16 protein-coding genes are annotated in these 22,913 nt (G+C 68.7%); 6 read left to right on the plus strand and 10 right to left on the minus strand.

What is annotated here, in order from left to right; genetic code table 11:
- Nucleotides 1-38: 38 nt before the first annotated feature.
- The 3 genes from IHE47_RS07910 to IHE47_RS07920 all read right to left on the minus strand — a co-directional run bounded on the left by IHE47_RS07910 (nucleotide 39) and on the right by IHE47_RS07920 (nucleotide 4,736).
- Nucleotides 39-1,418 (minus strand): DNA polymerase, encoded by a 1,380-nt coding sequence (locus IHE47_RS07910; RefSeq protein ID WP_192105349.1) that lies wholly within the window; start codon nucleotides 1,416-1,418, stop codon nucleotides 39-41.
- 330 nt (nucleotides 1,419-1,748) lie between these two features.
- Complete coding sequence (locus IHE47_RS07915; protein WP_192105350.1) at nucleotides 1,749-2,417, minus strand: MarC family protein; 669 nt, start codon at nucleotides 2,415-2,417, stop codon at nucleotides 1,749-1,751.
- Nucleotides 2,418-2,597: 180 nt separating this feature from the next.
- A complete protein-coding gene (locus tag IHE47_RS07920) occupies nucleotides 2,598-4,736 on the minus strand; it encodes a beta-galactosidase (protein ID WP_192105351.1) in 2,139 nt (712 codons plus the stop codon).
- Between the two features lie 73 nt (nucleotides 4,737-4,809).
- Here IHE47_RS07920 and IHE47_RS07925 point away from each other — a divergent pair, with 73 nt between their 5' ends.
- The 5 genes from IHE47_RS07925 (at nucleotide 4,810) to IHE47_RS07945 (ending at nucleotide 13,729) form a co-directional block, all read left to right on the plus strand.
- Nucleotides 4,810-5,832: a phosphotransferase gene (locus IHE47_RS07925; RefSeq protein WP_192105352.1), complete on the plus strand. Its 1,023-nt coding sequence runs from the start codon at nucleotides 4,810-4,812 to the stop codon at nucleotides 5,830-5,832.
- Nucleotides 5,825-7,159 carry an aminotransferase class III-fold pyridoxal phosphate-dependent enzyme gene (locus IHE47_RS07930; protein ID WP_192105353.1) on the plus strand — a complete coding sequence of 445 codons (1,335 nt, stop codon included), beginning with the start codon at nucleotides 5,825-5,827 and terminating at the stop codon, nucleotides 7,157-7,159. Before IHE47_RS07925 ends, IHE47_RS07930 begins: the two co-directional genes overlap by 8 nt.
- Before the next feature lie 340 nt (nucleotides 7,160-7,499).
- Nucleotides 7,500-10,052 carry a TonB-dependent receptor gene (locus IHE47_RS07935; RefSeq protein ID WP_192105354.1) on the plus strand — a complete coding sequence of 851 codons (2,553 nt, stop codon included), beginning with the start codon at nucleotides 7,500-7,502 and terminating at the stop codon, nucleotides 10,050-10,052.
- Nucleotides 10,053-10,210: 158 nt separating this feature from the next.
- Nucleotides 10,211-12,205 carry a trehalase family glycosidase gene (locus IHE47_RS07940; RefSeq protein WP_192105355.1) on the plus strand — a complete coding sequence of 665 codons (1,995 nt, stop codon included), beginning with the start codon at nucleotides 10,211-10,213 and terminating at the stop codon, nucleotides 12,203-12,205.
- Nucleotides 12,206-12,430: 225 nt separating this feature from the next.
- Nucleotides 12,431-13,729: an amino acid permease gene (locus tag IHE47_RS07945; protein WP_225561696.1), complete on the plus strand. Its 1,299-nt coding sequence runs from the start codon at nucleotides 12,431-12,433 to the stop codon at nucleotides 13,727-13,729.
- 35 nt (nucleotides 13,730-13,764) lie between these two features.
- Here IHE47_RS07945 and IHE47_RS07950 read toward each other — a convergent pair whose 3' ends face one another.
- From IHE47_RS07950 to IHE47_RS07980, 7 genes are all read right to left on the minus strand, one after another.
- Nucleotides 13,765-15,156 (minus strand): sugar porter family MFS transporter, encoded by a 1,392-nt coding sequence (locus tag IHE47_RS07950; RefSeq protein WP_225561697.1) that lies wholly within the window; start codon nucleotides 15,154-15,156, stop codon nucleotides 13,765-13,767.
- A gap of 223 nt (nucleotides 15,157-15,379) precedes the next feature.
- The gene (locus tag IHE47_RS07955; RefSeq protein ID WP_192105356.1) at nucleotides 15,380-16,297 is read right to left on the minus strand and encodes an SMP-30/gluconolactonase/LRE family protein; all 918 of its coding nucleotides are present in this window, start codon (nucleotides 16,295-16,297) and stop codon (nucleotides 15,380-15,382) included.
- Nucleotides 16,294-17,061, minus strand: a complete 768-nt coding sequence (locus IHE47_RS07960; RefSeq protein WP_192105357.1) for an SDR family oxidoreductase — start codon at nucleotides 17,059-17,061, stop codon at nucleotides 16,294-16,296. The genes IHE47_RS07955 and IHE47_RS07960 overlap by 4 nt, the downstream gene beginning before the upstream one ends.
- 5 nt (nucleotides 17,062-17,066) lie before the next feature.
- On the minus strand, nucleotides 17,067-18,215 hold the full coding sequence (gene dgoD, locus IHE47_RS07965; RefSeq protein ID WP_192105358.1) for a galactonate dehydratase: 1,149 nt from the start codon (nucleotides 18,213-18,215) through the stop codon (nucleotides 17,067-17,069).
- A complete protein-coding gene (locus IHE47_RS07970) occupies nucleotides 18,212-18,841 on the minus strand; it encodes a 2-dehydro-3-deoxy-6-phosphogalactonate aldolase (RefSeq protein WP_192105359.1) in 630 nt (209 codons plus the stop codon). Before IHE47_RS07970 ends, dgoD begins: the two co-directional genes overlap by 4 nt.
- Complete coding sequence (locus tag IHE47_RS07975) at nucleotides 18,835-19,767, minus strand: 2-dehydro-3-deoxygalactonokinase (protein ID WP_192105360.1); 933 nt, start codon at nucleotides 19,765-19,767, stop codon at nucleotides 18,835-18,837. The genes IHE47_RS07970 and IHE47_RS07975 overlap by 7 nt, the downstream gene beginning before the upstream one ends.
- A complete protein-coding gene (locus IHE47_RS07980; RefSeq protein ID WP_192105361.1) occupies nucleotides 19,764-20,471 on the minus strand; it encodes a FadR/GntR family transcriptional regulator in 708 nt (235 codons plus the stop codon). The genes IHE47_RS07975 and IHE47_RS07980 overlap by 4 nt, the downstream gene beginning before the upstream one ends.
- A gap of 448 nt (nucleotides 20,472-20,919) precedes the next feature.
- On the opposite strand from IHE47_RS07980, the gene IHE47_RS07985 reads away from it, so the two are divergent.
- Nucleotides 20,920-22,836, plus strand: coding sequence for a chloride channel protein (locus tag IHE47_RS07985; RefSeq protein ID WP_192105362.1), 1,917 nt, complete (start codon nucleotides 20,920-20,922; stop codon nucleotides 22,834-22,836).
- Nucleotides 22,837-22,913 lie beyond the last annotated feature (77 nt).

Below are 22,913 nucleotides of genomic sequence, written 5' to 3' on the forward strand. Positions count from 1 at the left end.
GACTGATGGGGCCATCGCCAAAGGAAAAAATGGCGAGGCTAGTCGCGACTAGATGGTTTCCACGCGCGCGCACCGCTTTGCTCTTTTTCCCGCCGCCGATGCTCCCCTTCAGCCATCGCCTTGAACCGGTTGAGCGATTGCAGCCATAGCGCGTTGTGTTCGGCTTCCTGTTCGCTGTCGCCATCGGGGATGCGGTTGAACGGGATGCGCATCGGTGCGGCGTCGTGCTCCAGCGCGGCCTGCATGCCGCCGAAGTAGACCTTGTTGAGGCCGTATTTCGCGTTGATGCGATCCACCACGGCATCGATCCTGTGCGTGTCGCCGCTGGGTGCGAACAGCGAGCCGCTGGTCTGCGTGCGCTCGGCGAGGCGCGTCAGGGTGACGCTTGCCGACAACGGCACGGCACGCGCGGGGCCGGGCAGCGGGCGGTTGCGCACGCTGCCGGCGTCCAGCATCGCGGTGAGCAGGTGCAGCAGGTTGCGGCTGTCGTCGGTGGGGTCGAAGTTGATGCTGCTTTCCCAGCGCTGCTCGTAGCCGACGAAGCGGATGGCCACCGTCATCGCGCCGGCCAGCAGCTGCTCGCGGCGCAGGCGCATGGCGGCCTTCACCAGCAGCTTCTTCAGCACCGCCAGCGCGCCTTCGGGCGTACGCAGTTCGGGGCCGAGCACGTGCGAGTGGCCCAGCGAGCCACGCGTGGTCGCGGCGGCGGGCAGCCACGCGCCGCGCAGCAGGCCCCACATGCGTTCGCCTTCGATGCCGCCCCAGGCACGGCGCAGCACCAGTTTCGAGGCGGCGGTGAGTTGCGCCACGGTGGTGATGCCTTCGGCATGCAGGCGCGCTTCCATCGAGGCGCCGATGCCGCACAGGTCGCGCAGCTCCAGTCCGTGCAGCGCGTGCGGCAGGTCGGCCTGTTCGATCACCACCAGGCCGTCGGGCTTCCGCATGTCGGTGGCGGTCTTGGCGAGGAAGTCGTTGGGCGCGATGCCGACGGAGCAGCGGATCGCGCCACCGGGTGCGACCTTGGCGATCTCTTCCTTCACCTGCCGCGCGATGCGCTCGGCTTCCGCGCGCTGGCGCTGGCGGCCCACCAGTTCGCAGGCCATCTCGTCGATGGAGCCGACGTGGGCGATGGGGATGGCGTGGTCGATGGCTTCCTTCAGCCTGACGTGCCATTCCACGTACAGCTGTGGCCGTGCGGCGACGATGGCGATGCCGGGGCACAGCCGCCTCGCTTCGCGCACCATGGTGCCGGTGGAAACGCCGTGCGCCTTGGCCTCGTAGCTGGCGGCGATCAGGCTGGTGGTTTCCGCCGCCACCGGCGCCACGCCCACCGGCCGGCCGCGCAGCTCCGGCCGCTCGTGCTGCTCCACCGAGGCGAAGTAGCTGTTGAAGTCGATGAACAGGCTGCGCAGGGTCATGGCGGATGTATAGCTTGTGCCTGTCGCGCGGGGCGAGACTTGGTTTGAGGCCTTTTCCTGCAAGGGCAGAGGGGGCGATGGCGTGGCGCCCATCGCCACTCTACGCCTCCCTTGCCGGGACCTGATTGGCGTCGAGTCCCAGTCGCGCCATGTTCTGTCTCCCTCCTTTGCGTGCAGGGGAGGGCCGGGGTGGGGTCAAGTGCTTGCGAAAGCCATCCATGAGCGTCTTTCGCCAGGGTTCACCCCCTCCCGACCTCCCCCTGCACGCAGGGGGAGGAGCAAATCAGCTCACCGCTGGGACTCGACGCTCATCAGGTTGCCGGGCCGGCGTCAGCCAAACAGCGCCTTGAGTCCGGTGGTGGCGATCTGCAGGCCGATGCAGAAGATGAAGAACGCGATCAGCCGGTTGAAGATCTTCTCGCCCTGCGAGCCGAGGTAGCGCTCGATGCGCTGGGTGTTGAGGTAGAACACGGAGATCATTGCGCACATCACCACGATGGCCAGCAGGATCGCCGCCATGTTGAGCGCCAGCTGGCGCAGGTCGGTATCCGCGCCATGCGCACTCAGAGTCAGCAGCACCGAGATGGTGCCCGCGCCGGTGGTCAGCGGGAACGTCAGGGGGTAGAACAGCAGGTTGTCGATGTTCTTGTGCTTCGGCTCGGCGACGTCGCCGCCGGTGTTGCTGTCGGCGCTGTCGTCCTTGTCGGAGGTGAGGAAACCCCAGCCCATCTTGCAGATCATGATGCCGCCGGCCAGCTGCACCACGGGGATCGACAGGCCGAACAGTTTCAGCACCCATTCGCCGGCGATCAGCGTGACCGTGCAGATGCAGAACGCGTACAGGGTGATCTTGCGCACCGCCTGCTTCTTGCCGGCCTTGTCCAGCGGCGCGAGGTAGGGCATCACCACGAAGGCGGTGCCGATGGGGTTCACCACCGGGAACAGCGCCACCACGCCGATGAAGAGCAGGTGGATGAAGGTGTGGATTTCGGCGGCCATGCGCGGCGGGTCCTCGGGCGGGATCTGGCTGCGCATTCCGCTGGGGACGGCCATGCGCGCCGGGTATGCATGATACCGCCCATGTAGGAGCGCACCCCCGGATCAAGTCCGGGGCAGGCTCTGTGCGCGAATGCCTTGATGCTCGATCGGAGCAAGAGCCATCGCGCACAGGGTGTGCTCCTACGGCTGCTTCCACACCAGTACGCTTGCCGGGACCAGCGGCGTTTGCCCGTGCACGATGTTGGCCGAAGCCGGCAGCCGGACGTCGTAGGGCATGGGGTTGTAGTTCACCATGAAGTCGTAGCCGCCGCGCCACTCGTGGAACACGCCGGTGGGCAGGTCCTCGATGGCCACGCCCGCGCGCTGGTAGACGCTGCGCACGATCGCGCGCTCCAGCGCGCCGTCGTCGGTGGAGACGCCGATCATGGTGACCGTGCCCTTGCCCAGCTTGCGCGTGGTGGCGGCGGCCTTGCCGGCGTAATAGTTGTTGGCGTAGGTGGCGAGCACTTCGGTGCCGGGGCGCGGCACGAGGATGTCGGCCCAGCGGTGCCAGGCGTGCGTCTGGCCGTCGGCCTTCACTTCGCCGTCCGCCCCCTTGCCATCGGTATTGGGCGGCAGCATGTCGAAGCCGTCCACGTCGTCGCCGATCAGGTCGAGGATGGGTGCGTACCACGGCCCTTCGGGGAAATGGCCCAGCTCGTTCTTCTGCCCGGTGCGGCTGGTCAGGATCAGGTGGCCGCCCTGTTCCACGTAGCGCTTCCACTTCGCCACCAGCGCGGGGCTGACCATCTGGTAGGCCGGCGCGATGAGGAAGGGGTAGCGCTCGAAGTCGTCGCTTTCGCGGATGAAATCCATCGGCGCGCCGGTGGTCTTCACCGCCAGCGTGTAGCCGTTGCGGTAGGCCCAGCTGTGCCACAGCGTGGTCTGCGGCTGGATCTCCAGGTCCCAGAACACGTCCTGGCTCCACAGGTAGCCGGTGTAGCGCGCGGCGAGCCGTGCGGGCAGTTTGGCGTTCAGGTCGAGTTTCGCTTCCAGCGCCTTGATGTCGCGGATGGTGGCTACGTATTCGCGGCCGGTGCGCGAGGGCGTCACGCCGTCGGTGCCCACGATGCCCTCGTGGTACATCTCGCTGCCGCTCAGCGGGTGGCGGTAGCGGTAGGTGGCGACCAGCGAGGCGCCGGAGGCGAACGCGTGCCACAGCCACATGCCCACCGTGCCGGGCATGGGCTGCGGATTGATCCCGGCCCAGTTCACCTGGCCGGGCTGCAGCTCCATCACGCCGAAGGTGCCGTTGATGGTGCGGAAATACGCCGCGGCTTCCATCAGGTTCGCCGGCTTGCCGATGGCGTAGCTGTCGCCGCCCAGCACGTTGGTGCCGGCCACCGGGTAGAGCGTGAAGGTGGGGAAGTCGAGGTCGCGGGTGCGGCGCGGGTCGGTGTCGGTGCTGACGTTGGTGTAGTCGGTGGTCACCCACTGCCGGTTGCCGGCGTACCGGTGGATGATGTCGGCCTGGTCGTCGAGGAATTGTGCCTGCGTGTCGGCGCGGAAGCGCGCGAGGTCGAGCACGGCGTGCGGGCTCAGCTTGTCCTCGGCGGCCAGCGTGGTGTTGGGCAGCAGCACTTCGTCGAAGCTGCCGTAGCGCGTGCTCCAGAACGAGCCGCCCCAGGCCGCGTTCATCGCGTCGATGCTGCCGTATTTCCTGCGCAGCCAGGCCTGGAACGCTTTGCGCGCGCTGTCGCTGAAATCGGGGAAGGTGCTGGGCTCGTTGTCGATCTGCCAGCCCCACACGCGCGGGTCGTGGCCGTAGCGCTCGGCCATCGCGGTGACGATCTTCGCCACGAAGGCCTTGTAGGTGGGATCGGTCAGCGACACCTCCGCGCGGATGCCGTGCTCGTGGCGCTGGCCGTGCTCGTCCACGCGGTAGACCTGCGGGTAGCGCTGGCCCATCCAGCTCGGCACCGCCGCCGAGGGCGTGCCGAGGATCACGCGCAGGCCGGCCGCGTGGGCCAGTTCGATGGCGTGGTCCAGCCAGCGGAAGTCGTACTGGCCTTCCTTCGGCTCCAGGTAGGTCCAGCTGAATTCGGCCATGTGGGTGAACTTGAAGCCGAGCTTGGCCATGCCGTCGAAGTCGCGCTGCCACTGCGCCTGCGGCCACTGCTCCGGGTAGTAGTACACGCCGAAGCTGGTCGGTTCCGGCTGGTGCAGCAGCGCCGCGCCCTGCAGCTGCGAGGGCTGCCAGTGGCCGGTATCGGCGGGAGCGGCAGCGGCGGCGGTCGTCGCGAAGGCAGCGAGCAGGGCCGTCAGCAGGGACTTGCGCATGGTGGTTCGCCTTGAACTGGATGGGTGTTTATTTGTAATACTATATGCCTTCCCGCCATCAGGGTGTGCACCCTTGCCTGCATTGACTCCCGAAGCCGCACTGGCGCTGGCCGACCGGCATTGGCGCATCCGGGGCGTGGTGCGCGCGCTACCCTCGTATGCCGACCAGAACTTCCGCATCAGCGGCGAGCAGGGCGACTACGTGCTCAAGGTGGCACATCCCGCGTGGGCCGGCGCCGACCTGGACCTGGAAAACCAGGCCATGCTGACGCTGGCCGCACGCGAACCCGCGCTGCAATGGCCGCGCGTGATGCCCAGCGTGGGGGGCGAACACCTGCTGGCGCTGCCCATGGAAGGCGGCGTGCGCCACGTGCGTCTGCTGAGTTTCGTTCCTGGCATGACCTATGCCGTGGCCATCGACGCGGTGTCGCGCCAGCATCGCCCGGCATTGCATGAAAGCCTGGGCCGCGCCGTGGGCCTGCTGATCCGCGGCCTTGCAGGTTTCCGGCATCCGGCTGCCGCTCGCGCGCAGGACTGGAACCTGATGAGCCTGCCCGACGTGCGAGACGAGACCGACCACATCGAGGACGCCGCGCTGCGCGCCATCGTGGCGGCGCAGGTGGAATCGTTCTGCGCGCAGCTGCCTGCGTGGCGCACGCAGTTGCCGATCACCGTGCTGCACAACGATGCCAACGACCTCAACGTGATCGTGGCGCTGGACGGCGAGGGTGGTGGCGGGGTCAGCGCGGTCATCGACTTCGGCGACATGTGCACCAGCTTCCGCCTTTGCGAACTCGCCATCGCCTGCACCTACGCGATGCAGCACGAGGCCGATCCGGTGGCCTGCGCGCAGGCCATCGTGTGCGGCTGCCTGGAACTGTGCCCGCTGCAACGGGTGGAGCTGGAACAACTGCACGCCTTCATCCTCGCGCGCCTCTGCCACAGCGTGCTGATGGCCACGCGCGCGCACCGCGAGCAGCCGGACAACCCCTTCGTGCTGGTCTCGCAGCAGGGCGTGCGCGCCTTGCTGCGCACGCTGGCCGGCACCGATCCCCACGCCATCGTCGCCCCTTTCCTGGAAGCCTGCCATGAGTGATCGCACCGTCGCCGAAACCGTCCTTGCCGGCGTGCCCGAGCGCGGCAATGCCGAGCTGCTGGACCTGCGCAAGCGTCATCTCAATCCCACGCTCAGCGTGTCCTACCGCGAGCCGCTGAAGATCGTGCGCGGCGAAGGCGTGTGGCTGTACGACCAGCACGGCGAGGGCTACCTCGACATGGTCAACAACGTCTGCCACGTCGGGCATTGCCATCCACGCGTGGTGGCGGCCGGGCAGGCGCAGATGGCGCTGCTCAACACCAACACGCGCTACCTGCACGACAACATCGTCGAGTACGCGATGCGGCTCGTGGCGACGTTGCCGTCGCCGCTGTCGGTGGTATTCCTGACCAACTCGGGCACCGAGGCGAACGACCTTGCGCTGCGTTTGGCGCGCGCCCATACCAAGCGGCGTGGCGTGCTGGTGCTCGACCACGCCTACCACGGCCATTCGCCGTCCATGGTCGAGTTGAGTCCGTACAAGTTCAACGGCAAGGGCGGCGAAGGGCAGGTGCCGCATGTCGGCGTGGTCGGCATGCCGGACGTCTACCAAGGTGAATTCAGCGATGCGGCCACGGCGGGCAGGCAATACGCCGACCAGTTGCCGGCGGAGATCGCGGGGCTGCGCAAGCGTGGCTTCGATCCGGCGGTGTTCTACTGCGAATCGCTGCTCGGCTGCGGCGGCCAGATCGTGCTGCCGGACGGTTACCTGCGCGCAGCCTATGCGACCGTGCGCGCCGCCGGCGGCGTCTGCCTCGCGGACGAGGTGCAGGTGGGCTTCGGCCGCGCGGGCGAGCATTTCTGGGCGTTCGAGCAGCAGGGCGTGGTGCCGGACATCCTCACCATCGGCAAGCCGATCGGCAACGGCCACCCCATCGGCGCCGTAGTCACCACGCCGGAGATCGCCGCCAGTTTCGTCACCGGCATGGAGTACTTCAACACCTTCGGCGGCAACCCGGTGTCCAGCGCGATCGCGCTGGCCGTGCTTGACGTGATCCACGAGGAAGGGCTGCAGGAGAATGCGCGCGTGGTCGGCAACCTGCTGATGGACGGCCTGCGCGAGCTGCAGCAGCGCCATGCCTGCATCGGCGACGTGCGCGGCTGCGGCCTGTTCATCGGCGCCGAACTGGTCAGCGATGCCGCGGCGCGCACGCCCGACCGCGCCAGGGCGAAGCAGGTGGTCGAGGCGATGAAGGCCCGCCACATCCTGCTTTCCACCGAAGGCCCTGCCGACAACGTGCTGAAGATCAAGCCGCCGGTGGTATTCAGCGGACGCGACGCCGCGGAGTTCCTGGAAAAGCTCGACGCGGTGCTGCGCGAAGGCTGAGCGGGCGGCTGCCGGGCGAAAGAAAGCACGGGGCCGCAAGGCCCCGTTTTCGTCGGAGGCGCTTGGCCCCTGGCCGCCCCGCTTGATTCCGGCAATCGCGAAATGGCTGTCCGGTTCCGGCTTTCCATTCGTCTCCGAATGGAGGTTTCCGCACGTGGCGCTTGACTATTTTCATATTGTAGTATGAATAAACATTTTGTAATACGATGGGTCCACAGGCGTGGACTTCGCGTTCGAGCCGACCGCTCAAAAGAGGCAACGAGCCCGGTGAGCAGGTCCGCATGGGAAGGCGCCTGAGCAGCAACCAAGGCCAACATTCACTCCGGTAGGGGAGATCGACATGAAGCACCACCCGCAAATCAATCGACGCGCCTTGGCGGCCGCCATCAGCTTCATGCTGCTGTCGGGCGCTGCGGTCGCGCAGGACGCCACCACGCAGCCCGCGACGCAGCAGGCCGCGCCGGCGAAGACCAGCAAGGCCAAGCCGCAGCCGTCGGACACGAAGTCCGCGCAGACGCTGGACCAGGTCGTGGTCACCGGCACTCCCTCGGTCGGCGGCATCCGCAAGATCGACGCCAGCTACTCGATCACCACGGCGAGCAGCGAACAGATCCGCGAACTCAATCCGGTCAGCACGGCCGACCTGCTGAAGCTCTCGCCCGGCGTGTACCCGGAATCCTCCGGCGGCGAGACCGGCGCGAACATCGAGGTGGCCGGCTTCCCGTCGGACAGCGGCGCGCCCTTCGTGACGCTGCAGATGAACGGCTCGCCGCTGTTCCCGAAGTGGGATTACTTCACCGACGCGATGTTCCGCATCGACGACACCATCGACCGCGTCGAAGCGGTGCAGGGCGGCACCTCGGTGCTGTACGGCAACGGCCAGCCCGGCCTGATCGCGAACTTCATCCTGAAGGAAGGCTCCTCCAAGCCCGGCGGCGACATCGGCATCACCTACGGCTCGGAAGGCATGGAGCGGCTGGACGGCTTCTACGGCTTCCCGCTGGGCGCGAACAGCGGCTGGTACGCCAGCGTGGGCGGCTTCTGGCGCAAGTCCGACGGCGTGCGCGATCCGCAGTTCGCCTCGGACAAGGGCGGCCAGCTCAGCGCCACGCTCAGCCACGACCTGGAGCATGGCTCGCTGATGTTCTACGCGCGCGACCTCAAGGACAAGAACCAGTGGGTCACCGACACGCCGATCTACAACCCGTCCGCGGGCAAGTTCACGCCCTATCCGGGGTTCAACCCGCTCACCGGCACCTTCGGCAGCAATGCTGACCGCTACCAGTTCCTGCAGACCACGCCCTGCTTCACCAGCGGCTGCACGCCCGGCGGCGTGAACATCGACATGGCCAACGGCCAGGGCGGCGACATGCACGTGGTCGGCGCCAACCTCGACCTGGACTTCGACAACGGCTGGTCGCTCTCCGACAAGGCGCTGCTGGTCGGCGGCGACATGGACACCACGGCGTTCTTCAGCACCGGCGCCAACCCGAGCTCGCTGGGCGACTTCATCACCAGTTCCGCCGAAGGCTTCGGCCTGCCCGCCGGCGGCACCGCCACCGCGGTCTACACCAACAACGGCCAGGCGGCGGACCTGAACCAGAACGTCACGGTGCAGAACCCGGAGTACATCCACAAGCGCATCCACTCGATCAGCAACGAGTTCCAGCTGAGCAAGGAGATCTTCGAGGGCAACACGCTGACCTTCGGCAACTACACCGCGGTGTACGGCATGGACCACTCGGAGGACGACGGCCTCAACATGCTGTTGCAGGCGAAGAGCAACCCGACCCCGATCGCGGTGAACTACAACGTCGGCGGCACCGTCTACCAGCTCACCGACAGCCAGGGCCTGTTCTGGGCGCCGGGCCCGGCCTCGTGGATGGCGTTCAACGAGCACTGGCATGCCACCACGACGGCGTTCTACCTCGCCGACAACTGGACCGTGGGCCAGTGGCGCTTCGACGGCGGCGTGCGCTGGCAGCACGACAACATCGGCGGCAACTTCCAGAACACCACGTCGGGCGACCTCGACGACAACCCCCTCACCGTCTACAACAACCAGGCCGAATACCTGGTCGACAGCTGGACCCACTACGGCCAGAACCGCGGCGCGGCTTCCTGGACGCTGGGTGCCAACTACGAGCTGGCCAGCAACATGAGCGTGTACGGCCGCGTCAACAACGGCGCGTTCCTGCCCAGCTTCGACGACATCGTGAACCTCGGCAATCCGCCGACCGAGCACATCCACAACTATGAGATGGGCTTCAAGTACCAGGCGCCGTGGATCTACGCGGACATCGGCGTGTACCACCGCCAGTTCATCGGCGTGCCGTACTCGATCCAGTTGAGCACGGGCCTGGTCAGCCTGGTCTACGGCTCGATGACCAACGGCGTCAACGCGCAGGTGATGCTCAAGCCGTTCGAGAACTTCACGCTCGCGCTCAGCGGCAACTACATGCACGGCCACTACAACCGCTACTCGGGCTGCGTGACGTACCAGGCGCAGGACGGCAGCTACCTGTGCAGCAGCATCAACGGCATGCAGGTGGACCGCCAGCCGGAAATCCAGTACCGCGTGACGCCGGCCTACGAAGTGCCGACCCGCTGGGGCAGCCTGAAGTTCTGGGCCACCTACGAACACATCGGCGACCGTTACAGCGACCAGTTGCAGCAGCAGCCGATGGGCAGCTACTACGACCTGAGCTTCGGCGCCAACGCCAACATCGGCGAAAAGTGGGTGCTGAGCCTGCGCGGCACCAACATGACCAACCAGATCGGCATCACCGAAGGCAATGCGCGCCTGTTCGGCTTCGCCAGCGAAGGCGGCGTGATCCTGGCCCGCTCGATCGAGGGCCGCGAGGTGAACTTCCAGGTCAAGTACAAGTTCTGACGCCAGTCGTCGCGTGGAATGCCTGAGCCCCTCTCCCGCATGCGGGAGAGGGGTTGGGGAGAGGGGCTCTTCGCGGCAAGTCGTACCCTCTCCCCCAACCCCTCTCCCACAAGTGGGAGCGGGGAGTCATTGCTTGCCTCAAGCGGAGACACGGCTCCATGCGTCCATTCATCAAGCCTCTGCTGCTTGCCGCGGCCATGGCCGCGGCATTCGCCGTGCAGGCAGGCCAGCCTGCCGCGCCATACCAGGACCTGCTCGATTTCCACGGCTCGCCGCGCACGGCGGCGGACCGCAGCTTCAACATCTTCTTCGACATGGGCGCGTGGCAGGGCTACAGCCTGCCGCGCGCCGGCGATGCGGGCACGGGTTTCTCCGGCCCCTTCGTGCACAGCCTCGGCGCCGGCCAGTGGGCGGGCGTGCGCCTTGCCGCGCTGTCCTTGCGTGATGCCAGCGGCGACATCGCGCTCAAGGACGTGGCCAGCCATGCCATGCCGGGTGCGCTGGAGCGCGAGTTCTCGGCGCAGGGCCTGGACGTGCGGCAGACGCTGTTCTTCGCGGACTCGTGGCACGCGCTGGTGCGCATAGAGCTGGAGGCGGGCAAGGCGCGCGACGTCGAGCTGGCGATCGGCGGCAACACGATGCCGCTGCCGGGCAGCCACCTTGCCAGCGATGGCGCCGCGGTGACGCAAGGCTTCGCCGGTTCGCCTTCCACGCTCACCACGCAGTTGCACGCGGATGGACTGGCGGCGGACCACGCCAGCGTATCGGGCAACGACTATCGCATTGCGCTGGACCAGCCGCTGCATCTCGAAGCCGGCAAGCCCGTCACGCTCTACTTGGTGCAGACGCTGCGCTACGACACGCAGGCGCAGCCGCCCGCCATCGACTACGCCCACGCGTGGGACGCGAATCGCGCGCGCTGGGCGGCCTACCTGAAATCCGCGGACACCAGCCATCTCGCCGGCCTGCCCGACGACGTGGCGCGGCGCGTGGCCGCCAAGGCCGTGGTCACCCTGATCGGCAACTGGCGCGCAGCGCGCGGCGACCTGCACCACGACGGTGTGATCCCCTCGTATTCCAATCCGGACTTCAACGGTTTCTGGGCCTGGGATTCGTGGAAGCACGCGGCGGCGCTGGCGTGGTTCGCGCCGGATCTCGCGCGCGCGCAGATCCGCGCCATGTTCGATTACCAGGGCGCCGACGGCATGGTGCCCGACTGCATCTACCTCGACCACGCCGACGACAACTGGCGCGACAGCAAGCCGCCGCTGGCGACCTGGGCGGTGATGCAGGTGTATCGCGCCACCGGCGACCGCGCCTTCCTCGCGGAGATGTACGACAAGCTGGTGCGCTACCACCGCTGGTGGTTCGCCGACCGCGACCACGACCACAACGGCCTCGCCGAATTCGGTTCCACCGACGGCACGCGCATCGCCGCGGCATGGGAGAGCGGCATGGACAACGCCGTGCGTTTCGACGGCGCGAAAATGCTCAAGAACAGCGAACACGCGTGGTCGCTGGACCAGGAATCCGTCGATCTCAACGCGTACCTCCAGCGCGAGGCGGCGGAACTGGCGCAAATCGCCGGCGTGCTGGGCAAGCCGCAGGACCAGCGGCAGTGGCAGGCCCAGGCCGACGCGATGAAGGCCGCGATCCAGTCGCGCATGTACGACGCCAAGCTGGGCTGGTTCTTCGATGCCAGGCTGGGCAAGCCGGACCTGGTGCGCGTGTACGGTTCGGAAGGCTGGGCACCGCTGTGGGCCGGCGTGGCGACGCCCGCGCAGGCCGCGGCGGTCGAAAAGACCATGATGGATGCGCGCAAGTTCGCCACCACCATGCCGTTCCCCACGCTGGCCGCGGACGATCCGCACTTCTCGCCGATCAAGGGCTACTGGCGCGGGCCGGTGTGGATGGACCAGTCGCTGTTCGGCGTCGAGGCGCTGCAGCGTTACGGTTACACCAGGGAAGCCGATGCGATGGCGCGCCGGTTGGTACTGAACGCGAAGGGGCTGGCGGCAGGGCAGGCGACGTTCCGCGAGAACTACGACCCGCTGACCGGCAACGGCTACCAGTCGCAGAACTTCAGCTGGTCGGCGGCGAGCTATCTGTTGTTGCTCGGAGACAAGGACGATACTGCGCCAAGGATTCAATGATCAGGGGAGTTTGGACGCTGGTCATTCCGGTGCAGGCCGGACAAGCGCGAAGTGCACAGAACACCCATAGGGCGGCCCCGCAGGGGCGGGCGCAGCGAGTCATCCAGTAACGACGACGCCTGCTCGAGCTGTACGGCCACCGGACGACCAGCTTCGCTGTTGTGACGCGTCTCCGGCCTGTGCCGGAATGATGGGCAGTCGGGTTTTCCCCAGGGGGCATCGCGCATGGGCACGAGCAAGCGTCAGATCGGGCTGGTCGCCGCCACGGCGCTGGTGCTGGGCAACATGATTGGCTCGGGCGTGTTCATGTTGCCCGCGACGCTGGCGCCCTACGGCGGCTACAGCGTGGTCGGCTGGCTGGTCAGCGCCGCTGGCGCGCTGCTGCTGGCCGGCGTGTTCTATCGCCTCGCCCGCCGCGCGCCGCGCGCCGGCGGGCCGTATGCGTACAGCCGCGAAGCCTTCGGCGACTGCGTCGGTTTCCTGGTGGCGTGGGCCTACTGGTTTTCGACGGTTGGCGGCAATGCGGCGATCGCGGTGGGGTTCGCCAGTTACCTCTCGATCTTCGTGCCGGCGATGGGCGCCAGTCCGCTGTTTGGCGCGCTGGCCGCGCTGGCGGCGATCTGGGTGACCACGCTCGTGAACATGGCCGGTGTGCGCAGCGCGGGTGCGATGCAAGTGGCGACCACGGTGCTGAAGATCGCGCCGCTTCTGGCGCTGATGCTGTTTGGCCTGGCGCACTTCGATCCGCACCTGCTGGTACCCGGCAAGGGCGCGGGGTCGCCGTGGAACGCCATCAACGTCAGCGTGGCGGCGACGCTGATGGCGTTCATCGGTCTGGAGTGCGCCACGATCCCGGCGGGGCACGTGCGCGACCCGGAGCGGACCATCCCGCGCGCCACCTTGCTGGGCACCCTCATCGCGGCGCTGGTGTACGTGGCCTGCACCACGGTGGTGATGGGCATGCTGCCCGCAGCCGCGCTGGCGAAGTCGCAGGCGCCGTTCGCCGATGCGGGGCAGATCCTGTGGGGCGGCTGGGCGAGGTATCTGATCGCGGGCGCAGCCGCCGTCTCCTGCTTCGGTGCGCTCAACGGCTGGACGCTGGTCGCCGGGCAGTTCCCGCAGGCGGTGGCGCGGGACGGCTTGTTCCCGAGGTTCTTCGCGCGCGAGTCGAAGCGCGGTGCGCCGGTGCCGGCCCTGCTGGTCGCGGCGGGGGTCAACAGTCTGCTGGTGCTGGCGAACTATACCCGCGGCATGGTCGGCATGTTCACCTTCATGGTGCTGCTGACCGTCCTGGGCAACGTGATCGCCTACCTGTTCTGCGCCATGGCGGACGTGGCGCTGGCGTACCGGGAAGGTCGCCCGGTGCCGCTGCGCGATCCCGTGCTGGCCTGCGCCGCCTTCGGCTTTTCGATCTGGGCTGTCATCGGCGCGGGCGCGGACGCGGCGTACTGGAACCTCATCCTGCTGGTGCTGGGGCTGCCGGTCTACGTGTGGCAGACACGGCGCCGTGCATCCGCTGCGTGACGACCGCCGTTGCGGCGGCCGTCACGGTGGGGCGCTTACTGCCCGATCCTGCGCAACGCCTTGCCGGCCATCAGGTTGCGCTCGATCTGTTCCAGCGTGACGCCCTTGGTCTCCGGCACCAGCCAGACGGTGAGCGCGATGAACACCACGTTGAAGGCGCCGTAGAGCCAGAACGTCTCGGCCTGGCCGATGCTGTTGAGCAGCGGCAGGAACGAGAGGCCGACCAGCCAGTTCGCCACCCAGTTGGTGAAGGTGGAGCAGCCGATGCCGAAGTCGCGGCCCTTGAGCGGCTGGATCTCCGAGCACAGCGTCCAGATCAGCGGGCCGGCCGACATCGCGAAGCCCACGATGAACACCAGCAGCATGCCCACGGTGAAGAACTGCTCGCCGTGCGTGTGGATGCCCAGCTTCATCATCGTGCCGACCACGCCGAGGCCGATCGCCATCACCACGAAGCCGATGTACAGGATGGGCTTGCGGCCCAGCTTGTCCACCAGGCCGATGGCGATGAAGGTGGCCAGCACGTTGACCAGGCCGACGATGGCGGTGAACCACATCTGCGACTCGGTGTCGTAGCCCATGCCCTGGAAGATGCGCGGCGCGTAGTACATCACCACGTTCATGCCGGTGAGCTGCTGCATCACCTGCAACAGCACGCCCAGCCACACCGAACGGCGGAAGTTGGCGTTCTGCAGGAACATCCCCACGCCGCCCTGCGGCGTCTTCAGCTGTTCCTGGATCTCGCCGACCTCCTTGGCGATGGCGGCGCGGTCGCCGAGCAGCCGCTGCAGCACCTGCTCGGCCTCGGTCTGGCGACCCTTCATCAGCAGCCAGCGCGGGCTTTCCGGCAGGAAGGCCACGCCGAGCAGGAACAACGCGCCGGGGATCGCGATGATGCCCAGCATCCAGCGCCAGTTGCCCGAGTAGCTGAGCGCGGTGTCGGAGAGGAAGGCGACCAGGATGCCGATGGTGATCATCAGCTGGTACATCGAGATCATCGCGCCGCGGATCGATTCCGGCGCCACTTCGGCCAGGTACAGCGGCGCGGTGAAGCTGGCCAGGCCGATCGCGACGCCCAGGATGAGGCGGCCCACGATCAGTACGTCGGGCGTCGGCGCCGCGCCGCACAGCACCGAGCCGCCGACGAACAGCACGGCGCCGAGGATCATCGTGCGCTTGCGGCCCAGCTGGCTGGACAGCCAGCCGGCCACCAGCGCGCCCAGCGCGGCGCCGAGCATCATCACGCTGACGATCCAGCCGAGGGTGTCGTCGCTGATGCCGAAGTCCTTCTGCAGGAACTGCTGCGCGCCGGAGATCACGCCGATGTCGAGGCCGAACATCAGGCCCGCCAGCGCGGCGAGGATGCAGACGAAGATCGCGGTGGCCTTGCTGTGCCTGGCGGCGGGTTGTGCGCTGGTGATGCTCATCAATGTCTCCCCGTGGAATGGCGTGCGTGCGGCTTGTGCTTTTGCGCCCACCGTCCTTGGCGGGCGCCCTTCGGGCCATCGCTGGCGCGTTGTCAAAAATCGCTCCAGGCGATTTTTTGCCGTCATTCCGGCGAAAGCCGGAATCCAGTGACTTTGCACTTCATGCCGACAGGCACTGGATCCCGGCCTGCGCCGGGATGACGAGCAGAGTCGTCGTCCGTAATCATGGAGTGTCGCCCACCGGCGGCCTGCCTGCAAAGCGCCGCTCGGGCAGGCCGCGCCGGCCGACCTGCGCGGCGAACAGCGCGCCGGCCAGCGGTTCGCCTGCCAGCACGTCGGCATCCAGCCCATCGCGCGCGCTGGTGACGTAGAGCGTGTCGAGCGCGGCACCGCCGAAAGCCGGCCGCGTGGGCTGGCTCGCGGCCAGCGGCAGGATGCGGTCCACGCTGCCGTCCGCGCGGTAGCGCACCACGCGGCCCAGGCCCCATTGCGCGTTCCACAGGCCGCCGTCGACGTCCACGCAGGAGCCGTCCGGCTCGCCCGCGGTGTCGCGCAGGTCGGCGAACAGACGCGTGTCGCCCAGCGTGTCGCCGTAGTCGCAGCAGCGGATCGTGCGCGCCAGCGAATCGCAGTAGTACAGCGTGCCGCCGTCGGGGCTGAAGGCGAGGCTGTTGCTGATCGCCACGCCTTCCAGCGGCAGCCTTTCCAGCGCGAGGTCGGCGTCGAGCCGCCAGAAGCCGCCGATGGGCTGCTTCGCGCCGCCGTCGGCGGGCTCGTGCAGGGTGCCGAACACGAAGCGGCCTTGCCGGTCGCAGGCGCCGTCGTTGCAGCGCGTGGGCAATTGCGGTTCGACTTCATGCAGCGTGTGCAGCGCGCCGTCTTCGAGGCGGAAGAACGCCAGCCGCGAAGCCAGCGCCAGCAGCAGCCAGCCGTCCGCTTCGCACAGCGCGAACGAGGCGAGGCGCTCGGGCAGCTGCCAATGCCTCGCCTCGCCGCTGGAGGGGGTATAGCGCCACAACGTCGAAGCGTGGATGTCGGTCCAGTACAGCGCCTGCGCGCGCCCGCACCAGGTGATGCCTTCGCCCAGCGTGTTGCGTGCCTCGAGTACCGCCTGCATGGCCGCCTGCGCCGGCGCGCTCATACCCAGCCGCCGTCGACGATGAAGTCCTGCCCGGTGCACATGCGGCTGTCGTCGGCGGCGAGGAACAGCGCCATGCGCGCCAGGTCCCCGGCCATCAGGTAGCCGGGCATGCACTGCACGCGCGCGATCTCGGCCTCGCCCTCGGCGTCCAGCCACAGCGCGCGCTGCTTCTCGGTGATCGCCCAGCCGGGCACCAGCGCGTTGATGCGGATGTGCTGTTGCCCCAGCTCGCGCGCCATGCCGTTGACGAAGCCGTGCACCGCGGCCTTGGCCATCGCGTACAGCGGGTAGCCGGCGTTCTTCTTCATCCAGCCGGTGGAGCCCAGGCAGATGATGGAGCCGCCGCCCAGCCGCTGCATGTCGGGGATCACCGCCTGCGTGGCGAACACCTGGTGGCGCAGGTTCACCGCCACGTTGCGCTCGAACGCGGCGGCGTCCACGTCGGCCAGCGCATGGCGCACGTCGTTGGCGGCGTTGTTGACCAGCACGGCGATCGGGCCGATGTGCGCGCGTGCCGTGGTGATGGCGGCCTGCAGCGCATCGAGGTCGGTGAGGTCGCAGCGCAGGAACAGCGGCGCGTGCGCCACGTCCTCCAGGCCGTCGAGCACGGATTGCGCGCCCGTGGCGTCCACGTCGAGGAAGGCCACCTTCGCGCCCTGCCGCGCGAAGTGCTCGACGAAGGCGGCGCCGATGCCGCTGGCGCCGCCGGTGACCAGCACGCTGCGGCCCTGCAGGCTGGGATAGCTGGCGTAGCGGTCGGCCATTGCGCTCACCACTCCGCCACGCTGCCGTCGGCGTGGCGCCAGACCGGGTTGTGCCACTGGTGGCCCACCGCGGCACGCTCGGCCACGTAGGCCTCGTTCACCTCGATGCCCAGGCCCGGACCCTTCGGCATGGCCACGAAGCCGTCGGCGTAGGCGAACACGCTGCGGTCGGTGACGTAGTCGAGCAAGTCGTTGCCGGCGTTGTAGTGGATGCCCAGGCTCTGTTCCTGGATGAAGGCGTTGTGGCACACCGCGTCGATCTGCAGGTTCGCGGCCAGCGCGATGGGGCCGAGCGGGCAGTGCAGCGCCAGCGCCACGTCGTAGGCCTCGGCCATCGCGGCGATCTTGCACGTCTCGGTGATGCCGCCGGCATGCGAGGGGTCGGGCTGGATGATGTCCACGCCGCCGGTCTGCAGCACGCGCTTGAAGTCCCAGCGCGAGTACAGGCGCTCGCCCAGCGCGATCGGCGCAGGCGAGATCGCGGCCAGCTCGGGCAGGCACTCCAGGTATTCGGAGAGCACCGGCTCCTCGATGAACATCAGCTTGAACGGCGCCAGCTCGCGCATCAGCACCTTGGCCATCGGCTTGTGCACGCGGCCGTGGAAATCCACGCCGATGCCGACGTGCGGGCCCACCGCGTCGCGGATCGCCTGCACGTTTTCCAGCACGCGCTCGACCTTGTCGTAGGTATCGACGTACTGCAGTTCCTCGGTGGCGTTCATCTTCACCGCGGTGAAGCCGCGCGCCACGGCCTCCTGCGCGGCGCGCGCGGTGTCGGCGGGGCGGTCGCCGCCGATCCAGGAGTACACGCGGATGCGCTCGCGCACCGGGCCGCCAAGCAGTTCGTGCACCGGCTTGCCGAGGTCCTTGCCCTTGATGTCCCACAGCGCCTGGTCGATGCCGGCGATCGCGCTCATCAGCACCGGGCCGCCGCGGTAGAAGCCGCCGCGGTAGAGCACGCTCCAGTGGTCCTCGATGTGGCGCGGGTCCTTGCCGACCAGGTAGTCCGACAGTTCCTCCACGGCGGCGGCCACGGTGTGTGCGCGGCCCTCCACCACCGGCTCACCCCAGCCGCTGATCCCGGCATCGGTGTCGATGCGCAGGAACAGCCAGCGCGGCGGCACCTTGTAGACGGTGAGCTTGGTGATCTTCATGCGTAGGTGTCCAGATTGTGCAGGGCATGCGCGAAAGCGTGCGCACGCCGGGAGGTGTCGTCGAGGGTGCGGCCCGGCGCGAACAGCGCCGAGCCGATGCCGAAACCGGTGGCGCCGGCGGCAAGCCACGGCGCCATGTTGTCGGGCGCGATGCCGCCCACCGGCAGCACCGGCACGTCGCGCGGCAACACCGCGCGCCAGGCCTTGAGCACGGCGGGCGAGGATTGCTCGGCAGGGAACAGCTTCAGGCCGTCGGCGCCGGCGGCGAGCGCGGCGAAGGCTTCGGTGGGCGTGGCCACGCCGGGCACGCAGAGCAGGCCGGCGGCCTTGGCGGCGCGGATCACCGTGGTGTCGGCATGCGGCATCACGATCAGGCGGCCGCCTGCGTTCGCCACGGCCTCCACGTCGGCCGGCGTCATCACCGTGCCCGCGCCGACCAGCACGTCCGTACCCAGTGCCTCGGCGAGCAGGGCGATGCTGTCGAACGGCTGCGGCGAGTTGAGCGGTACTTCCAGCACGCGGAAGCCGGCTGCGACGATGGCGCGGCCGGTGGCCACCGCTTCGTCGGGCACGAGGCCGCGCAGGATCGCCACCAGCGGCAGGGGTTGTAGCCACGGGGTCAGCATGCGCGGGATTCCTCTGGAGCGGGATGGACCAGCCCGGCCAGCGTCGCCAGCTGCCGCAGGCCGTGGGCGGCGGCGTCCGCGATCGGCGGCGGCAGGTCGATGTCGAACAGCGCGGCGGCGCGGCGATAGCGCCCGCACAGCGCAGCCTCGCCGATCAGCTGCAGCGGCGTGTCGCGGCGGGCCAGGCCGCTGGCCAGCGCGGCGCGGAATTCCTCGCCGATCAGCAGGCCGGAGAGATAGTCGGGCACGGACGCGGGCGCCAGCGCGCCGTCCAGCATCAGCGCGCGCGCGGAGAACAGGCGGCCCAGTGCGCCGGCCGCGCCGCTGCCGCGCGCATCGGCGACGCCGCGCGCGAAGGCTTCCGCGTCGTCCGCGGCCTCGGCGCCGGTGGCACCGAGGATGGAATGCCGCAGCAGCACCGCGAACAGCTCGCCGGTCATCACGGTGCGGAAGCCGGTCACCGCGCCGTCGCGCACCACCGCCCACTTGCTGTGCGTGCCGGGCAGGATGAAGGTGGCGGCCCCGGCCAGCGCCGGGCGCAACGCCAGTGCGCCGACCAGCTGGGTTTCCTCGCCGCGCATCACGTCGGGGCCGAGCGGGTCGCGCAGGCCGGGGACCAGATGGACGTCCATGCCGTCGGCGGCACGCACACTGCCCAGCGCGCCGCCGAGCTGCATCGCGTTGGCGGGCGTGTCGAGGTAGGGCATCTCATGCCAGCCGTTGCGGCTGCCCACCATGCCGCAGGCCAGCCGCGGCAACGCGGGCCAGCCGGCGGTGATGCCGGCCAGCGCGGCGTCGCAGCCGCCCTCGGGCAGGTGGCGGATGCCCCAGGGGCGCGTGCGTGTTTCCGCCAGCCGGCCCGCGCCGTCGAAACGGAAGGCGCGCAGGCTGCTGGTGCCCCAGTCGAGTGCGATCAGCCCGCTCATGTCTTCTTCGTGTGGCGCCGGATGTTGCTGCGCGAATCGCTCACCGTCTTCTGCATCGCCGCCCGCGCCACTTCCGGCTGGCGGCGGCGGATCGCGTCCAGCACCTTCTTGTGGTGCGGCAGCGAGTACTTGAAGTCGATGGCCTTGCGCGCGGACAGCGCCAGGTAGCTGCCCAGCGCCGTCTCGACCACCGAGAACAGCGAGATCATCAGCTCGTTGTGCGTGGCGTGCAGGATCGCCTCATGGAAGGCCAGGTCCGCCACCGACCATTCCTCGCGGCCATTCGCTGCGGCCATGGCCTCGTAGGCGCCCTCGATGGCGGCGAGCTGCTCCGCGCTGCGCCGGCGCGCGGCAGCGGCCGCGGCGGCGGGCTCGATCACCTCGCGCATCTCGGCCAGCTTCTCGACGAAATCCTCGGTGGGCATCGAGGCGCAGCGCCAGGCCAGCACGTCGGCATCGAGCTGGTTCCAGTGCAGGGTGTCGCGCACGCGGGTGCCGGTCTTCTGCTTGGACTCGATCAGGCCCTTGGCCGACAGCACCTTCATCGCCTCGCGCAGCGCGGTGCGGCTGACCTTCATGCGCTCGGCCAACAGTTCCTCGCGCGGCAGGTTCTCGCCCGGCGCGATCTCGCCGCCGACGATCAGCCGACCCAACTCCTGCACCACCTGACCGTGCAGGTTGCGTACCACGACGGGCTTCACCATGCCTGTTCTCCCTGCGATGCATCGTGGCCCCGGGGCCACTGGAATGAATTTGTAATACTTTATAGCAGCTTGGCCGCGCCGCGTCATCGTTTGTGCCGGTGGCGGCGTGCGGACCCCGGTCACCGGCCCCGGGGCTGCCCCTTGCCGCGGGTGGCACGGTGGCGGGCCGGATGGAGGCTGCAGCGCGGAGAACCTTGCCGCGATCCTCCCCGTCCCGCCCGGAGCGCCGTGGCAAGGATGGCCGTCCCGTGTCCGGCGAAAACGCAAAACCCGTCACCCTCGCCGATGCGGGCAAATGGACGAAAGACCACGCCAGGCCCGCGGCGTGGCCGGTTCCGGCCGTCTGGACGTCCGTCGATGGCCGACCGGCATCCCGCAAGATCCTGCCTCTTCGGTTCATTTGGCCCGCGGCGTAGAATCCCCGCTTTTGAATCCTGGCGGACCTCCGATGACCTTCCCGGCTGACCATTCCCCCGGCCACGCGGACGTGCGCACCGAGGGCAGCACCGACGCGCTGCCGTTGTCGCCAGCGCTGGGCGTGACGCTGGATGCGGCGAAGATGCCGCGCCGCTCCACCCTGGTCGACCGCCGCGTGCTGCGCATCACCGCGGTGTCGGTGGTGCTGGGCATCGGCGCCGCGCTGATCGCGAAGGTCCTCACCATGCTGATCGGCCTGATCACCAACCTGGTGTTCTACGGCCGCATCTCCACCGCGTTTTCCTCGCCTGCCGACGCGGTGCCGCACCTGGGCTGGTGGGTGGTGCTGATCCCCGCGCTGGGCGGCGTGATCGTGGGCTTCATGGCGCGCTGGGGCTCGCGCGCGATCCGCGGCCACGGCATCCCCGAGGCGATGGAGCAGGTGCTGCTCAACGAATCGAAGATCCCGCCGCGGATCACCTTCCTCAAGCCGATTTCCTCGGCCATCGCGATCGGTACCGGCGGCCCGTTCGGCGCGGAGGGCCCGATCATCGCCACCGGTGGCGCGCTGGGTTCCTTCGTCGGCCAGGTGATGAAGGTCACCGGCAGCGAACGCAAGGTGCTGCTGGCTGCCGGTGCGGCTGCGGGCATGTCGGCGATCTTCTCTTCGCCCATCGCGGCCGTGGTGCTGGCGGTGGAGCTGCTGTTGTTCGAACTGCGCCCGCGCTCGCTGATCCCGGTGTCGCTGGCCTGCGTGGCCGCCACCGGCATGCGCTATGTGCTGATGGGCACCGCGCCGGTGTTCGCGATGCCGGTGCTGGCCTCGCCGGGCGGCTGGGCGCTGGCGACCTACGTGCTGGTCGGCGCGGTGGTCGGCCTGGTCAGCGTGTGGACCACGCGCATCGTCTACGGCATCGAGGACTGGTTCGAGAAGCTGCCCATCCATTGGATGTGGTGGCCTGCGCTGGGCGGCCTGGCGGTGGGTGTGATCGGCTACTTCGCGCCGCTGACCCTGGGCGTGGGCTATACCAACATCGAGGACATCGTGAACGGCCGGCTGACGCTGGCGGCGCTGGCCTTCCTGTGCGTGATGAAGTTCCTGTCCTGGTCGATCTCGCTGGGCAGCGGCACCTCCGGCGGCACGCTGGCGCCGCTGTTCACCATCGGCGGCGCGCTGGGCGCGATGATGGGCATCGGCGTGGCCGCGCTGGCGCCGCACTTCGGCGTCGACCCGCGCATCGCCGCGCTGGTGGGCATGGCGGCGATCTTCGCCGGTGCCTCGCGCGCGCTGCTTACCGCGGTGGTGTTCGCGTTCGAGACCACCGCGCAGCCCGCGGGCCTGCTGCCGCTGCTGGGCGGTTGTGCCGCGGCCTACCTGATCTCCGCGCTGATGATGCGCAACACCATCATGACCGAGAAGATCGCGCGCCGCGGCGTGCGTGTACCTGCCGAATACGCGGCCGACTACCTCGACCAAGTGGCGGTGGGCGACGCCTGCGCGCGCGACGTGGTGACGCTGAAGACGACGCAGGCGCTGGCCGAAGTGCGCCACTGGTTCATCGAGGGCACGCCGGAAACCCAGCACCAGGGCTACCCGGTGGTGGACGAGCAGGGCCGCGTGCAGGGCGTGCTCACCCGCCGCAGCCTGCTCGACCCGCAATGGCACTACACGCTGACCCTGGGCGAGCTGGTCACGCGCCCGCCGGTGGCGGTGACCGAGGACAACTCGCTGCGCGAGGCCGCGGACCACATGGTGGCCGAGGGCGTGGGCCGGCTGCTCGTGGTGAGCAAGGACGACCCGCACAGGCTGGTCGGCTTCCTCACCCGCGGCGACATCCTCGCCGCGCATGGGCGGCGCCTGCGCGAGGCGCGGCATTCCTCGCGCTACCTGCGCTTCCGCGACGGGCTCAAGCCGCGGCCGGAGGAGGCGGTGGCTTCCCGCCACTGAACCGACCGTTGGAACAGCACGAAAAAACGGCCCTCGCGGGCCGTTTTTTCGTGTTGCGTGCGACATGCTGCGATCCG

Source organism: Rhodanobacter sp. DHB23, from assembly GCF_014842975.1.
Taxonomy (GTDB): domain Bacteria; phylum Pseudomonadota; class Gammaproteobacteria; order Xanthomonadales; family Rhodanobacteraceae; genus Rhodanobacter_A.

Excerpts from the sequence above, each read along its gene's own strand:
- IHE47_RS07985 (WP_192105362.1), top strand. The coding sequence starts at position 20,920 with ATGACCTTCCCGGCTGACCATTCCCCCGGCCACGCGGACGTGCGCACC.
- IHE47_RS07920 (WP_192105351.1), bottom strand. The coding sequence starts at position 4,736 with ATGCGCAAGTCCCTGCTGACGGCCCTGCTCGCTGCCTTCGCGACGACC.
- IHE47_RS07915 (WP_192105350.1), bottom strand. The coding sequence starts at position 2,417 with ATGGCCGCCGAAATCCACACCTTCATCCACCTGCTCTTCATCGGCGTG.
- IHE47_RS07955 (WP_192105356.1), bottom strand. The coding sequence starts at position 16,297 with ATGAGCGCGCCGGCGCAGGCGGCCATGCAGGCGGTACTCGAGGCACGC.
- IHE47_RS07975 (WP_192105360.1), bottom strand. The coding sequence starts at position 19,767 with ATGAGCGGGCTGATCGCACTCGACTGGGGCACCAGCAGCCTGCGCGCC.
- IHE47_RS07945 (WP_225561696.1), top strand. The coding sequence starts at position 12,431 with ATGGGCACGAGCAAGCGTCAGATCGGGCTGGTCGCCGCCACGGCGCTG.
- IHE47_RS07935 (WP_192105354.1), top strand. The coding sequence starts at position 7,500 with ATGAAGCACCACCCGCAAATCAATCGACGCGCCTTGGCGGCCGCCATC.
- IHE47_RS07980 (WP_192105361.1), bottom strand. The coding sequence starts at position 20,471 with ATGGTGAAGCCCGTCGTGGTACGCAACCTGCACGGTCAGGTGGTGCAG.
- IHE47_RS07950 (WP_225561697.1), bottom strand. The coding sequence starts at position 15,156 with ATGAGCATCACCAGCGCACAACCCGCCGCCAGGCACAGCAAGGCCACC.
- IHE47_RS07960 (WP_192105357.1), bottom strand. The coding sequence starts at position 17,061 with ATGGCCGACCGCTACGCCAGCTATCCCAGCCTGCAGGGCCGCAGCGTG.
- dgoD (WP_192105358.1), bottom strand. The coding sequence starts at position 18,215 with ATGAAGATCACCAAGCTCACCGTCTACAAGGTGCCGCCGCGCTGGCTG.
- IHE47_RS07970 (WP_192105359.1), bottom strand. The coding sequence starts at position 18,841 with ATGCTGACCCCGTGGCTACAACCCCTGCCGCTGGTGGCGATCCTGCGC.
- IHE47_RS07910 (WP_192105349.1), bottom strand. The coding sequence starts at position 1,418 with ATGACCCTGCGCAGCCTGTTCATCGACTTCAACAGCTACTTCGCCTCG.
- IHE47_RS07930 (WP_192105353.1), top strand. The coding sequence starts at position 5,825 with ATGAGTGATCGCACCGTCGCCGAAACCGTCCTTGCCGGCGTGCCCGAG.
- IHE47_RS07940 (WP_192105355.1), top strand. The coding sequence starts at position 10,211 with ATGCGTCCATTCATCAAGCCTCTGCTGCTTGCCGCGGCCATGGCCGCG.